This is a genomic window from Pragia fontium (assembly GCF_900638655.1).
In the GTDB taxonomy this organism is placed as follows: domain Bacteria; phylum Pseudomonadota; class Gammaproteobacteria; order Enterobacterales; family Enterobacteriaceae; genus Pragia; species Pragia fontium.
This window is the reverse complement of record NZ_LR134531.1, coordinates 893,722-908,421: the sequence shown is the minus strand read 5'-3', so window position 1 is coordinate 908,421 and position 14,700 is coordinate 893,722. Positions and strand designations below refer to the sequence as shown.

General features: G+C 47.6%; 10 protein-coding genes. 7 read left to right on the top strand and 3 right to left on the bottom strand.

The genetic code is table 11. The features are described 5' to 3' along the window. The first annotated feature begins 250 nt into the window (after positions 1-250). From EL341_RS03685 to rluA, 3 genes are all read left to right on the top strand, one after another. Positions 251-2,617 carry a DNA polymerase II gene (locus tag EL341_RS03685; RefSeq protein ID WP_074820137.1) on the top strand — a complete coding sequence of 789 codons (2,367 nt, stop codon included), beginning with the start codon at positions 251-253 and terminating at the stop codon, positions 2,615-2,617. A gap of 139 nt (positions 2,618-2,756) precedes the next feature. Further along, a complete protein-coding gene (gene rapA, locus EL341_RS03680) occupies positions 2,757-5,663 on the top strand; it encodes an RNA polymerase-associated protein RapA (protein WP_047780097.1) in 2,907 nt (968 codons plus the stop codon). A gap of 87 nt (positions 5,664-5,750) precedes the next feature. After that, complete coding sequence (gene rluA / locus EL341_RS03675; protein WP_047782505.1) at positions 5,751-6,404, top strand: bifunctional tRNA pseudouridine(32) synthase/23S rRNA pseudouridine(746) synthase RluA; 654 nt, start codon at positions 5,751-5,753, stop codon at positions 6,402-6,404. Positions 6,405-6,446: 42 nt separating this feature from the next. On the opposite strand, the gene EL341_RS03670 is transcribed toward rluA, so the two are convergent. Genes EL341_RS03670 through djlA form a run of 3 tightly spaced genes read right to left on the bottom strand, consistent with a single transcriptional unit; the run spans position 6,447 to position 8,938 of the window. Continuing rightward, positions 6,447-6,953, bottom strand: a complete 507-nt coding sequence (locus EL341_RS03670; RefSeq protein ID WP_074820139.1) for an AAA family ATPase — start codon at positions 6,951-6,953, stop codon at positions 6,447-6,449. A gap of 26 nt (positions 6,954-6,979) precedes the next feature. Next, positions 6,980-8,062, bottom strand: coding sequence for a hypothetical protein (locus EL341_RS03665; protein ID WP_126467045.1), 1,083 nt, complete (start codon positions 8,060-8,062; stop codon positions 6,980-6,982). A gap of 60 nt (positions 8,063-8,122) precedes the next feature. Then, entirely contained in the window at positions 8,123-8,938 is an 816-nt protein-coding gene (djlA, locus tag EL341_RS03660) for a co-chaperone DjlA (protein WP_047780095.1), read from the bottom strand. 179 nt (positions 8,939-9,117) lie between these two features. Here djlA and lptD point away from each other — a divergent pair, with 179 nt between their 5' ends. The 4 genes from lptD (at position 9,118) to rsmA (ending at position 14,688) form a co-directional block, all read left to right on the top strand. Continuing rightward, positions 9,118-11,490 carry an LPS assembly protein LptD gene (gene lptD, locus EL341_RS03655; protein ID WP_074820142.1) on the top strand — a complete coding sequence of 791 codons (2,373 nt, stop codon included), beginning with the start codon at positions 9,118-9,120 and terminating at the stop codon, positions 11,488-11,490. Positions 11,491-11,563: 73 nt separating this feature from the next. Next, positions 11,564-12,901 (top strand): peptidylprolyl isomerase SurA, encoded by a 1,338-nt coding sequence (gene surA, locus EL341_RS03650; RefSeq protein WP_232036602.1) that lies wholly within the window; start codon positions 11,564-11,566, stop codon positions 12,899-12,901. Then, positions 12,888-13,886, top strand: coding sequence for a 4-hydroxythreonine-4-phosphate dehydrogenase PdxA (pdxA, locus tag EL341_RS03645; protein ID WP_047780093.1), 999 nt, complete (start codon positions 12,888-12,890; stop codon positions 13,884-13,886). The genes surA and pdxA overlap by 14 nt, the downstream gene beginning before the upstream one ends. Then, on the top strand, positions 13,879-14,688 hold the full coding sequence (rsmA, locus tag EL341_RS03640; protein WP_047780092.1) for a 16S rRNA (adenine(1518)-N(6)/adenine(1519)-N(6))-dimethyltransferase RsmA: 810 nt from the start codon (positions 13,879-13,881) through the stop codon (positions 14,686-14,688). The genes pdxA and rsmA overlap by 8 nt, the downstream gene beginning before the upstream one ends. The last annotated feature ends 12 nt before the right edge of the window (positions 14,689-14,700 follow it).

The following is a 14,700-nucleotide window of genomic DNA, read 5'->3' as shown; positions in this document are numbered from 1 at the left end:
GATTCATCTTTTCATCATCAGGCTGTCACCGGCTAAGCCACACATTTTTCTCTATTATTCTTGGCTGAAAATCACCAAACGCCATTTATGGATAAAACCGCTAACACCTGTATGGATACACAGTCTATAATAGACCCCATATTATTTCGCAGAATATCAGCGTCATCATTGGATAATCCGCGTCCTTACAGGTAAGCGATCCAATAACCCCAACATTTCATTGAGCATAACCAACGCAGGTAAACATACGGTGACGGTGATACAACAAGGTTTTATCCTGACTCGACACTGGCGCGATACCCCTTCCGGCATTGAGATCGACTATTGGCTGGCAACGGACAATGGCCCACAGCGTATTCGTTTACCTTTACAGCAAGCCGTTGCTTTCACCCCTTCGGCCAGCCAATCCCGAATCCGCTCACTGCTCACCAGCGAACGCGGCTGGAATCTGCGATCGCTGGACATGCAGGACTTTCGCTGCCAATCCATTGACGGACTGTATTGTCGACAATATCGCCAGCTGCAACGCATAGAGAAAAACTTAAACGAAGCGGGAATCACCGTATACGAAGCGGATATTCGACCACCGGAACGTTATTTAATGGAGCGGTTTATTACCGCCCCAATCTGGTTTCAGGGTGAGCCTGGGCCTAACGGCAGCCTAATCAATGCGCGGATAAAACCGGCACCGGACTATCGTCCTACTTTGCGTTTTGTATCGCTGGATATTGAAACCACTGAACACGGTGAACTCTACTCCATTGGCCTACACGGCTGTGGCCAGAATCAGGTGTATATGTTGGGGCCAGAAAATGGCACGCCACAGCACGGTGATTTTCAGTTGGAATACGTTGCCAGCCGTCCATTAATGTTGCAAAAACTTAACCAGTGGATAGCAGAACACGACCCCGATGCAATTATCGGCTGGAATCTGGTGCAGTTTGACCTGCGGGTGCTGCAAAAGCACGCCGAACGCTATCAAACACCGCTGACGTTCGGTCGAGACGGTAGTGCGCTGGAGTGGCGAGAACACGGTTTTAAGCAAGGTCACTTTTTTGCCGCCGCCAGCGGTCGATTAATTATTGATGGCATTGAAGCGCTGAAAAGTGCCACCTGGAATTTTGCTTCGTTCAGTCTTGAAAATGTTGCCAGAGAGCTATTGAATGAGGGAAAAGCCATTGATAACCCTTATCAGCGGATGGATGAAATCAATCGCATGTTCCGTGAAGATAAGCCGGCTCTGGCACATTACAACCTGATGGACTGTATACTGGTTGCCAAAATTTTTGCCAAAACTCAGCTGATGCCTTTTCTACTGGAGAGAGCCACCGTAACCGGGCTGGCAGCAGACCGTAGCGGCGGTTCCGTGGCTGCTTTCACCCATCTCTATTTGCCTCGAATGCACCGTATTGGTTATGTTGCCCCCAATCTTGGCACCTTACCGGAAGAACACAGCCCCGGCGGCTATGTGATGTCATCTACGCCTGGTTTATATGACTCCGTGCTGGTGTTGGATTATAAAAGCCTGTATCCCGCCATTATCCGCACCTTCCTTATCGATCCAGTCGGGCTGATTGAAGGCTCGTTAAAAGATAAAGAGCAAGATTCTGTCGCCGGTTTTCGTCAGGCTCGATTCTCACGTACCGTCCACTGCTTGCCGGATATCGTGGCGCAAATTTGGCAGGGTCGTGAGCAGGCCAAGCGAACCGCTAACAAGCCGCTGTCTCAGGCATTAAAGATTATTATGAATGCCTTTTATGGGGTATTAGGCTCCAGCGGATGCCGTTTTTTCGATCCCCGTTTGGCGTCTTCCATTACCCTGCGCGGCCATGAAATTATGCTGCAAACCAAATCGCTGATAGAACAACAGGGCTATCAGGTTATTTATGGCGATACCGACTCAACCTTTGTTTGGTTGAAACAAGCCCACACCAATGAACAGGCTAGCCAAATAGGCCGGGCATTGGTCAATCACGTTAATCAGTGGTGGCGACAAACCTTAAAGCAGGATATGGGGCTGGAATCGGCTCTGGAGCTGGAGTTTGAAACCCATTTCAACCGTTTTCTGATGCCCACTATTCGCGGAGCCGAACAAGGAAGCAAAAAGCGTTATGCCGGCTTAATCCTTAGTGATGACGGTGGTGATGAGATGATTTATAAAGGAATGGAAACGGTACGCACCGACTGGACACCGCTAGCACAACAGTTTCAGCAACAGCTTTATCAACGAATATTCCATAATCAGCCTTATCAGGACTTTATTCGTGATTATGTTGCCAAAACCCTGAATGGCGAATTCGACGATCTCTTAATTTATAGTAAACGCTTACGTCGTCGTTTATCCGAATATCAGCGTAATATTCCACCACACGCCAGAGCAGCCAAGCTGGCTGATGAATATAATCACGCCCACGGCAGGCCGTTACAGTACCAAAATGGCGGCACTATTCGTTATCTAATTACCTTGCAGGGCCCGCAGCCACTGGAGAACTTACAATCTGCTATTGATTACCAGCACTATATTTCCCGCCAATTAGAGCCGATAGCGGATGCAATTTTGCCATTTATGCACGATAATTTTGATTCGTTGATTACTGGTCAGATGGGGTTGTTTTAACTGCCGCCGATCATTACCATATCGCCCTTATTCCACATCCCTGAAAAACATAACCATAAAACTATTGTGTCGTAACGCCGTTACCACGATTTATGATTGTTATGGTAAACATTAATTAAAAAAAGAAGCCGATAAACATATGCCCTTTACTCTAGGCCAACGCTGGATTAGTGACACTGAAAGTGATTTAGGACTGGGAACAGTCGTTGCAACGGATGCACGTACCGTAACTTTATTATTTCCTGCTATTGGCGAAAATCGCCTGTATGCCAAGCAAGATTCTCCTATCACTCGCGTCATGTTTAACCCTGGCGATACGGTAACCAGTCATGAAGGCTGGCAACTTTTGGTTGAAGAAGTTAAAGAGAAAGACGGAGTTCTATCTTATGTCGGTCATCGATTAGATACCGATGAAGCCAATGTCACCCTGCGTGAAGTGATGTTGGATAGTAAACTAACCTTCAGCAAACCACAGGATCGCCTGTTTGCCGGCCAGCTCGATCGTATGGATCGCTACTGCCTGCGCTATCGCGCCAGAAAATATCAGAGCGAACAATATCGTATGCCGTGGAGTGGCCTGACTGGCGTACGCGCCAGTTTAATTCCGCACCAGCTACACATTGCCAATGAAGTCGGCCATCGCCATGCACCTCGGGTGTTATTAGCCGATGAAGTGGGTTTGGGTAAAACCATTGAAGCCGGCATGATCATTTATCAGCAGTTGCTGGCCGGTCGTGTTGACCGTGTTTTAATCGTGGTGCCGGAAACCCTACAACATCAGTGGCTGGTGGAAATGCTGCGCCGCTTTAATCTGCATTTCTCCCTGTTTGATGAAGAACGCTATGCCGAAGCGCGCCTCGATTTCAGCAACCCGTTTGAAACCGAGCAATTAGTGATCTGTTCGCTGAATTTTGTCTGTCAAAGTAAGCAACGCCTGAGCGATTTGGTTGAAGCGGACTGGGATCTGCTGGTAGTCGATGAAGCCCATCATCTGGTCTGGAGCGAAGAAGCGCCGAGCCGTAACTATTTGGCTATTGAGCAACTCGCTGAAAACACTCCCGGCGTATTACTGTTAACCGCGACCCCAGAGCAACTAGGTCAGGAAAGCCACTTTGCCCGTTTGCGCCTGCTGGATCCCAACCGTTTCCATGATTATCACGAATTTGTTGAAGAACAGCAGAAATATCGTCCGGTTGCCGATGCCGTCAGTTTATTGGTCAGCGGAGACAAGCTGGATGACAACGCGCTAAATTCGTTGGGCGATCTCATTAATGAACAAGATATTGAACCGCTGCTTAAAGCGGTCAATTTAGACGGTGAAGAGAGCGAGTCCGCCCGTAACGAGCTGGTGAATATGTTGATGGATCGCCACGGTACCAGCCGCGTGCTGTTCCGTAACACCCGCCAAGGGGTTAAAGGCTTCCCGATGCGCTATCTGCATCAGATTAAGCTACCGCTGCCATCACAGTATCAAACCGCCTTTAAAGTGGCGAAGTTAATGAATGACAAAAAGTCATTCAGCGTACGCGCCCATGACATGCTTTATCCAGAGCAAATTTTCCAAACGTTTGAGGGCGATAGCGTCAGTTGGCTGAACTTTGATCCCCGCGTTGAATGGCTAATGGAGTACCTCAAGCAAAATCGCGATGAGAAAGTCTTGGTCATTTGCGCTCAGGCTGCCACCGCATTGCAACTGGAGCAAACCCTGCGCGAGCGGGAAGCTATCCATGCAGCGGTATTCCACGAAGGTTTATCCATTATTGAACGCGATCGCGCTGCCGCCTATTTTGCCGCAGAAGAAAACGGCGCTCAGGTACTGCTCTGTTCGGAAATCGGTTCTGAAGGCCGTAACTTCCAGTTTGCCAGCCGTCTGATTATGTTCGATCTGCCATTTAACCCAGATTTACTGGAACAGCGCATCGGTCGTTTGGATCGTATTGGCCAAAGCCATGATATCCAAATCATCGTACCGTATCTGGAAAATACCGCTCAGGCGATTCTGATCCGTTGGTTCCACGAAGGGTTGGATGCTTTTGAACACACCTGCCCTACCGGACGTCCGGTGTATGATGCGCTACATGATGAGTTAATGACCTATTTGGCAGAACCCTCAGAGCAGAGCGGGCTCGACGACTTTATCCATCGTAGTCGTACTATGCATAACGCGCTGAAAGCGCAGTTAGAGAACGGTCGTGACCGACTACTGGAAATGAACTCTAACGGTGGGGAGCCAGCACAAAAGCTGGTAGCGACTATCGCCGAACAGGATAACAACGTTGATCTGATCGGTTTTACCATCAACCTGTTTGATATTATCGGTATCAATCAGGAAGATGATACTGATAACCTGATGATTCTGACCCCGTCCGATCATATGCTGGTACCTGATTTCCCGGGAATTCCTCAGGATGGCTGTACCATTACGTTTGACCGCGATAAAGCCCTGTCACGAGAAGATGCCCAGTTTATCAGTTGGGAACATCCAATTGTGCGCAATGGTCTGGATCTGATTTTGTCCGGCGATACCGGTAGCTGTAACGTTTCCCTGCTAAAAAATAAAGCATTACCCGTTGGCACCATGCTAATGGAGCTGATTTATGTGGTTGAAGCTCAGGCACCGAAAAACTTACAGCTTACCCGTTTCTTGCCACCTACCCCGATCAGATTGTTACTGGATCGTAAAGGTACCAATCTGGCCGCTCAGGTTGAGTTTGAAAGCTTTAATCGTCAGCTCAATGCGTTAAATCGCCATACCGGCAGCAAGCTGGTTAATGCGGTACAGAAAGACATCCATGAAGTACTGCAAATGTCTGAAGCTGAGATTGCTAAACAAGCGCAAACAATCATCGATGCCGCCAAGCAGGAAGCGGATGATACGCTAACGCTGGAGCTCAATCGCCTGAATGCGCTGAAAGCGATTAATCCAACCATTCGCGATGATGAGGTAGAAGCTATCGAAGATAACCGACAGCAGATCCTCGCCTGTTTGCAACAGGCAAGCTGGAGACTGGACGCGCTACGAATGATTGTGGTTAGTCACCAATAATGATGATTCAGGATGCCAATCATTGTCTGACGATGATTGGCATCAATACTGACTCAAACCTGAACATCACCGGAGAAAACCCCCATGATGGAAGCCTATAATCCCCCAACCGATCCTTGGCTATATATCCTTTATCAGGATGAACACATTATGGTGGTCAACAAACCCAGTGGATTACTTTCCGTTCCGGGTAAAGCACCAGAACACCATGACAGCATTATGGCGCGCGTTCAGCGTGATTTTCCCAGCGCAGAATCGGTGCATCGATTGGATATGGCCACCAGCGGTGTGATGGTCGTTGCGCTAACGAAAGCGGCGGAACGCGAGCTAAAACGCCAGTTTCGTGAACGTGAGCCGAAGAAATCCTATATCGCCCGAGTGTGGGGGCATCTGGAGAAGGATGAGGGATTAATCGATTTACCGTTGATTTGCGACTGGCCAAATCGGCCTAAACAAAAAGTATGCTATGACACCGGTAAAAGTGCTCAAACGGAGTATCAGGTTATTCAGCGTGATGAGGATGGTTCCACTCGCGTTAAGCTTATGCCGATTACCGGGCGATCCCATCAGTTACGCGTACATATGCTGGCAATGGATCACCCGATTTTAGGCGATCGTTTTTATGCCCATCCGGAAGCGAAAGCGATGGCTTCCCGGCTCCAGCTTCATGCTCAAGAGCTTTGTATTACTCATCCGGCTTTTGGCACACCGATGCACTTTCGTTGTGAACCGGATTTCTAAAATCTGGTTTTTCAGCCATAAAATCATCAGCTTTAGTGTGAATTACTCGCAGACATGAATATGAGCCAGTAGCTCATCAACACAGCAGGCAATCTCTTTACCTGCGGTATCAATCACTATTCTTGCTCGTTGCCACGGCTGATACTCTTTGCTCATAATCGCTGCCCAGTCGGGCAATGTGAGCTCGGGAACATCCACTTTTCGGGTTTCAACCCGTTGGCGGTGCTCGACTAAATCAGAGCAAACGATCTCCACTTCTAACCCCGGCACCTCAGCTTCAGTGGCAACACGCATCCAGGCATCCCGCGACCAACTCACCGGATTAACGCAGTCAGCGATCACCGTTTGCCCCAGCAATAGGTTATCTTTCGCTAAAGCATAGCAGGCAGCGTATCCTGAAATCCCAATATCATCCCTTAGCACCTTGGCACTGCGAATCGCCTGCTCAACGGAATCAATGCGCAAATAAATGGCCGAGGTCTTTTTTGCCAGCGCTTTAGCAAGGGTACTTTTACCCACGCCAGGTAATCCACTGAATACAATTAACATTATGTCTCCGTTTACTTATTCCAGTATTACGGCAGTAAAATTGTGATCGGCAAGGTTTTTCCCTGTGATATCCAGCTTCCCTGATACTCTCCCTCTTTTAAGGTCAGTTCAATACGTTCAGCTGCGGTATCTCCGGAGGAGGTGGTCATTACTACCGATTGAGCATTAGCACTCAGGCAAGAACCGTTCAGCTCAATAGGTTGACCATATTTAGTATAAAAATAAGCGCCATTAACCGACTTGGATAAGCAATTAGCGTTGATCGCAATAGACGTTTTATTGCCAATCGTGCCGTATAACATCCGATTAAATAGCTGAGCCGGCGGTGATATCACCCCATCCTTTTTTCCAGATAACAGACTGCGGCCATAAGGCGTTAAAAGATCGGCTATTTTGCTCACTGAGATTTTAGTGGTAAATTCCCCTAACTCATCCAAAGCGCGGTTGGCATGGTTACTGCAACGGTCATTGAAAAATACCAGTTTGCCTTTTTCCAACGAAAAACTATTGGTGAAACGAATGTCGTCTTCATCCCTCATTACCCAGCAATCACCATAAAATGCCTGATAATCAACATAGTCTTCGTCTTGTTTTTCAACTGGCGTTGGGGATTTATTTTGCCGCTTAATCAAAGCATCAATTTCCCCCCGAATATTAGCCTTTATCATATCGTTGATTGAACTTAACGCTTCAGGGCGAATGATATCGGTGAGTAAAATGCCGGTACCGTGTTTGAGATCAAAACTAAATTGGCTGGTATCGCTTTCGCAATAAGCACCGCAGAACTCAGTAAAGATGGCCAGAGTAATAAAGTTGTCGTTACTCTCAACTAAACCATAATCCAGACTGGCGACACCATCAATGCCCTGCTTCACCGCATTATTCAGGGTTAATTGGGGATCATTGCCAGGAAGATACGCCACAGAGCGGCTAAAAATAGCGTCATTAATTCGTTGTGCTGACTGAGGATTATCTGACTGAGTCACCCAAGGTAAACGGTACTTGTTATAGCTGTCGGTTTGATAAACCAATTCACTGACCTTCACCGACTGCGCTGAAGCCAATGAACAACACAACAGCGTACTGATACCGACCAATAACCGTTTCATTTGAACACTCCTTATTGAGCAATGGTTCCCTGTTCACTGATTGATTAACTGAAAGTAGGCCTACTTAAATCCTTTTTCTCGCTTAATCAAATCATAGGCACCCTGAATTTCCTGCGCTTTCTGTTTAGCGATTTCCATCATTTCCTGTGGTAATCCTTTTGCCACCAACTTGTCCGGATGATGTTCAGTCATCAACTTACGGTAAGCGCGCTTAATCGTAGCCACCTCATCATCCGGCTTGACACCTAAAACTTTACAGGCATCCGCTAAGGTAGGCCCTGATGCCGGGCGATATCCTTGCTGCTGTCCTTGCCATCCACCGGACTGGCCAAACTGTCTGCCACCGTCAATCATGCTGAGCAGTTGATCTAACTGAGCGCGGGAAATCCCCAACTCTTCACCAATAATGTACAATACCTGCCGTTCATTAGGGTGTAACACCCCATCGGCAAACGCCGCCTGAAGCTGAATTTCCAGAAACATACGGATCAGATCGGCACGGCCAAAACAAATTGTTCTCAGTTCACGCAGTTTTTCACGCAGCGGATATCCACTCTGTTTACCTTCGCGAAAGGCCTGTTGCGCATCTTCTCTGCGCGTACCGTGAATACGCATACGATCCATAATCATAGACGCATTCTGAATATCTACCTCCGTTACCCGACCTTTCGATTTGGTTAAGTGCCCCATCACCTGAAAAGTGGTACGGAAAAAAAGATCCTGACGAGCCTGCTGATTGGCAAAAAAACCACCCCGACGAGCATTTCTTACATTATCAACCATATGGCCAACGAATAGCCCCAAAAGTATCGCCCAGAAGCCTCCGCCGGATACTACACCTAAAATAACGCCAAGGATTTTTCCCCAATACTGCATATGATCCTCAATTGACAATGCCGTTAGCCGTAAATTGCATTATCATACCCGTCAAATATTGAACCACCTAACGGTGATGGTAAGATTTAACGCTGGTGTAACCGAGATGAGTGATATAATCTCAACATATTTACTTCTGCATAAATCGCCGCAACTGACGGAATACCAAGAATAACCGAATGAAAAAACGTTATCCCACACTGCTTGCCACCACCATCTGGATGGCGTTATACAGCCAAAGTGCACTGGCTAACCCTTTAGCGGAACAATGTCGACTCGGCATTCCAATGTATGAACGTCCATTAGTTTCGGGCGATCCGAACTCGTTACCGGTTAACATTCAATCGGATGACAGTGAAGTCAATTACCCTGCCAGTGCCATATTTAAAGGCAACGTTATCATAGAGCAAGGTAATCGTTTGCTGGTCTCTGATGAAGCCGAGGTCACCCAAACACCTCAAGAAGGTCAAACCGATCCACTGCGTACCGTGACTGCAACCGGTAACGTTAAGTATGATGATGATATGATCAAGCTTAGCGGTCCTAAAGCCTGGTCAAACCTGAATAGCAAAGATACTGACTTGTATCAGGGAACCTATCAGATGGTAGGCCGTCAAGGCCGTGGTGAAGCCGATCAGATGAAACTGCGTGAAGATAACCGCTATGCGATTCTGGAAAACGGTACCTTTACCTCCTGTTTACCCGGCGATAGCAGTTGGAGTATCGTGGGTTCCGAAATTATTCACGATAATGAAGAAGAGCTGGCTGAGATTTGGAATGCCCGCTTTAAAATCGGCCCCGTACCGGTTTTCTATAGCCCCTATTTACAGATGCCGACCGGTAATAAACGCCGCTCCGGTTTCCTACTGCCTAACGCTAAATACAGTAATAACAGCGGCTTCGAGTTTATGCTGCCGTATTACTGGAATATTGCCCCTAACTTCGATGCTACGCTGACGCCACACTATATCAGTGAGCGCGGCACACAGTTTCAGAACGAGTTCCGTTATTTACTGGCACCGGGTGCCGGTATTATGGAATTTGATTGGTTAAAAAGCGACGACCAATACGCTTCCGATTTCCCTAACGCCAGCAATACCGACCGCTGGCTGTTCTACTGGAATCACAATGGGGTCATGGATAAGTTTTGGCGCTTTAATATTGACTACACCAAGTTAAGTGATGGCCGTTACTTAAGCGATTTTGACAGCGATTACGGCTCCAGCACCGATGGTTATGCCACCCAGAAATATAGCGTAGGCTACGCCAACCAAAACTGGGACGCGACCGTGGCGATGAAAAAGTTTCAGATTATCGCCGGTTTTGGTAACGCTAATGCCTATCGCGCCGAACCACAAATCGATATTAATAACTACCAAAACAATATCTTCGGTTTTGATCTGCATACCTATGGTCAACTCGCCAAGTTTTCCAGTGAAAATCCAAGTAATCCAACGGCGGTTCGTGCCCATCTTGAGCCCACGCTAAACTACCCTATCGCCAACCGCTGGGGTAGTCTGGATACCGAAGTAAAGCTGATGGCCACTCACTATGAGCAGGATTTTTCGGATAATTTTTACAAATATTACGGTACTCTAGCTCCTCATCTACAAGACTCCGTTAACCGGGTATTACCGCAGTATAAAATATCCGGCAAAGTAATTTTCGATCGCCCGATGGATATGTGGCAAGACTACACGCAAACGCTGGAACCTCGCGTGCAATATCTCTACGTACCTTATAAAGATCAGAGCGATATTTATGTTTATGACTCAACGCTACTGCAAAGCGATTACACCGGATTATTCCGCGATCGCACCTATGGTGGATTAGATCGTATTGCTTCAGCTAACCAGTTCACTACCGGTTTGACAACCCGAGTATATGATGAACGCCAAAACGAGCGGTTTAATGCCTCGCTCGGTCAGATTTATTTCTTTGAAAAATCTCGTACTGGCAATGAAGATTTTTACACCAACAAGATCGAGAAAAGCAGAGACACCGGTAGCGTTGTCTGGGCCGGGGACAGTTACTGGAAAATTGACTCCAATTTTGGCCTGCGCGGCGGTGTGCAATATGATGCCCGTCTGGATACGATAGCGGTTGGTAACGCAGTAGCAGAATACCGCAAAGACAGCGAGCGAGTGCTACAATTGAGCTACCGTTACGCCAGTAAAGAGTATGTCTCAGCCATGACCACCAACATATCTAATGGTAGAACATCCTATAATCAGGATATTTCACAGGTTGGTAGTATTGCAACCTGGCCAATTGCAGACAGATGGTCTGTTACTGGCGCATATTTCTATGATACGAAACTAAATCAGACTGCCGATAGTCTAATAGGCGTTCAGTACAATACCTGCTGTTGGGCTGTCGGTGTCGGATACGAACGTAAAATTGTTGGTTGGAACTCCAAAGGCAACTTCCAGAGCGATTATGACAACAAAGTATCCTTTAACGTTGAGCTGCGTGGTTTAAGTAGTAACCACAGCCTGGGCGGAAGCAAAATGTTACGCTCCGGTATTCTGCCGTATCAGCAAGCTTTCTAATGCTAATCGTTTAAACGTTAGTAAAATTTTTACCCTAAACCGCCAAAAGCGGATGGACTATATGAAAAAAGTAATGAAAAACTGGAGATCGCTGACCGCAAGTTTAGCGATCTGCGCATCGCTCGCATCAATGTCTTTAGCATCGCATACCGCTCTTGCTGCACCTCAAGGGCAACATGTTGATAGCGTCGCCGCTATCGTCAACAATGGCGTGGTATTGGAAAGCGACGTCAATAATTTGATGTCTTCGGTTAAAAGCAATGCCCGTCGGGCAGGACAGCAGTTGCCGGATGACAAAACCCTGCGCACCCAGATTACTGAACGACTGATAATGGACAGCATTATCAGTCAGTTAGGCACATCAATGGGTATTAAAATTGATGAAGCGCAGCTTGACCGAGGCATTGCTGATATCGCTCAACAAAACCGCATGAGCGTTGCCCAGCTTAAAAGTCGCCTTGCTACTGAAGGTATCAACTACAACCGCTATCGTGAGCAAATCCGTAAAGAGATGCTGTTAAGCGAAGTGCGTAGTAATGAAGTACGCCGTCGCGTCACGGTGTTACCTCAGGAAGTCGACACGCTGGCTAACCAAATCTCTAATCAGCTTAGCGGCAGTGCTGAACTTAACTTAAGCCATATCCTGATTCCTCTGCCAGAAAACCCAACGCAGGATCAGATGAATAAGGCTGGCGAGTTAGCCACGGGTTTAGTTGAGCAGCTGAAAGCTGGCGCCGACTTCGGCAAGATGGCGGTAACCTATTCAGCCGATCCTCAGGCGCTGCAAGGCGGCAAGATGGGCTGGGGTAAAATGCAGGAACTACCATCCATTTTTGCCAATGAACTACAAACCTCGAAAAAAGGCAGCATTGTTGGGCCTATTCGCTCCAACGTCGGCTTCCATATTTTGAAAGTTAACGATATTCGCGGTGAGCAAAAAGCCATTTCCGTAATGGAAGTCAACGCCCGTCATATTCTGATTAAGCCATCGATTGTCCTGACGGATGATCAGGCCAGAGCCAAAATAGAATCTATTGCCGCCGATATCCGCAGTGGTAAAGCTGATTTTAAAGAAATGGCGCGTAAATACTCTGAAGATCCAGGTTCAGCCCAACAAGGCGGCGACTTGGGTTGGTCATCACCTGAAGCTTACGATCCCGCTTTCCGCGATGCTTTAATGCGTTTGCAGAAAAATGAAACCAGCGCGCCGGTACACTCTTCCTTTGGCTGGCATCTGATTCAGTTGCTGGATACCCGTCAGGTTGATAAAACTGATGTGGCCCAGAAAGATCGCGCTTACCGCATGATTTTCAACCGTAAGTTCTCTGAAGAAGTGCCAAGCTGGATGCAAGAAATTCGCGCCAGTGCTTACGTTAAGATTATGAATAACAGCGGCAATGATGGTCAGTAATCCCCAGCGGGTCGTTATCACACCGGGTGAACCGGCTGGTATCGGCCCCGATTTAACGGTTCAGTTAGCTCAGCAGGCTTGGCCGGTTGAGTTAGTGACCTGTGCAGATCCTGACTTACTACAGCAAAGAGCAGCCCTACTTGGGCTGCCTTTACAATTGCGCAGCTACGATCCCTTACAGCCGCCGCGCGCTCAGGAAAAAGGCTCACTCACTATTCTTCCCGTTCCTGTAAAAGCACCGGTCAAACCGGGTCAGCTTGAAATAAAAAACGGGCAATATGTGATAGAGACTCTGGCTCGCGCCTGCGACGGTTGTTTAAACGGTGAATTCGCCGCATTGATAACCGGTCCGGTGCATAAAGGTATTATTAATGATGCCGGCCATACATTTAGCGGTCATACCGAATTTTTTGCCGAAAGAAGCCAGCGACCACGTGTGGTTATGATGCTGGCGACGGAAGAGTTACGGGTTGCGCTGGTGACCACCCATTTGCCGTTATCACAAGTTTCCGCTGCGATTACGCCACAGAGCCTGACGGAAACCATCACTATTTTACATCATGACCTGCAAACCAAGTTTGGTATCCACCAACCACAAATTTATGTTTGCGGACTTAACCCTCATGCTGGCGAAGGCGGGCATATGGGACATGAGGAGATAGACACTATCTCCCCTACGCTGGAGAAATTACGTCAGCAAGGGATCCACTTAGTTGGTCCATTGCCTGCCGATACCCTATTCCAGCCCAAATACTTACAGCATGCTGATGCAGTATTAGCCATGTATCACGATCAGGGATTACCGGTATTGAAATATCAAGGGTTTGGCCGAGCGGTGAATATCACGCTGGGGCTGCCTTTTATCCGGACCTCTGTCGACCATGGTACGGCGCTGGACCTTGCTGCTACAGGAAACGCCGATGTGGGCAGTTTTACCGTAGCGCTCAATCTTGCTATTAAAATGATAAATAATCGTAATGAATAATCGTGTTCACCAAGGCCACTTCGCCCGTAAGCGTTTTGGGCAAAACTTTTTAAGCGATCCCTATGTGATCGACAGTATCGTATCCGCCATTCACCCTCAGCCGGGTCAGGCAATGCTGGAGATTGGCCCAGGTTTAGCCGCGTTAACCGAACCCGTAGCTGAGCGCTTGGATCATATGACGGTAATTGAACTGGATCGGGATTTGGCCGCCCGTCTGGAAGTAAACCCGAAGCTGAAAGATAAGCTAACGATTTACCAGCAAGATGCAATGACCTTTGATTTCGCTGCGCTGGCCAAAGAAATCGGCCAGCCGTTAAGAGTGTTTGGCAACCTGCCTTATAACATCTCAACGCCGCTGATGTTCCACCTTTTCAGCTATACTAATGCTATCAGCGATATGCATTTTATGTTGCAGAAAGAAGTGGTTAACCGACTGGTTGCCGGGCCTAACAGCAAGGCTTATGGCCGATTAAGCGTGATGGCGCAATATTATTGCCGAGTGATTCCAGTGCTGGAAGTGCCGCCAACGGCATTCCGCCCGGCACCAAAAGTTGATTCGGCAGTCGTACGGCTGATTCCACACGATAATATTCCTTATCCTGTGGAAGACATCCGCATCTTAAGCCGTCTGACCACTGAGGCATTTAACCAACGGCGAAAAACTATCCGCAATAGCCTGGGTCATCTGTTCACCGCTGAACAGCTTACTGACTTAGGTTTAGATTTGAACATGCGGGCAGAAAATATCTCCGTTGAGCTATATTGTAAAATGGCGAATTGGTTATCAACCAAGGGTATATAAACTAAGTCATTC

Coding starts and splice junctions, on each gene's coding strand:
- EL341_RS03665 (WP_126467045.1), bottom strand. CDS start 8,062: ATGAAACGGTTATTGGTCGGTATCAGTACGCTGTTGTGTTGTTCATTG.
- lptD (WP_074820142.1), top strand. CDS start 9,118: ATGAAAAAACGTTATCCCACACTGCTTGCCACCACCATCTGGATGGCG.
- pdxA (WP_047780093.1), top strand. CDS start 12,888: ATGATGGTCAGTAATCCCCAGCGGGTCGTTATCACACCGGGTGAACCG.
- surA (WP_232036602.1), top strand. CDS start 11,564: ATGAAAAACTGGAGATCGCTGACCGCAAGTTTAGCGATCTGCGCATCG.
- rapA (WP_047780097.1), top strand. CDS start 2,757: ATGCCCTTTACTCTAGGCCAACGCTGGATTAGTGACACTGAAAGTGAT.
- rluA (WP_047782505.1), top strand. CDS start 5,751: ATGGAAGCCTATAATCCCCCAACCGATCCTTGGCTATATATCCTTTAT.
- rsmA (WP_047780092.1), top strand. CDS start 13,879: ATGAATAATCGTGTTCACCAAGGCCACTTCGCCCGTAAGCGTTTTGGG.
- djlA (WP_047780095.1), bottom strand. CDS start 8,938: ATGCAGTATTGGGGAAAAATCCTTGGCGTTATTTTAGGTGTAGTATCC.
- EL341_RS03670 (WP_074820139.1), bottom strand. CDS start 6,953: ATGTTAATTGTATTCAGTGGATTACCTGGCGTGGGTAAAAGTACCCTT.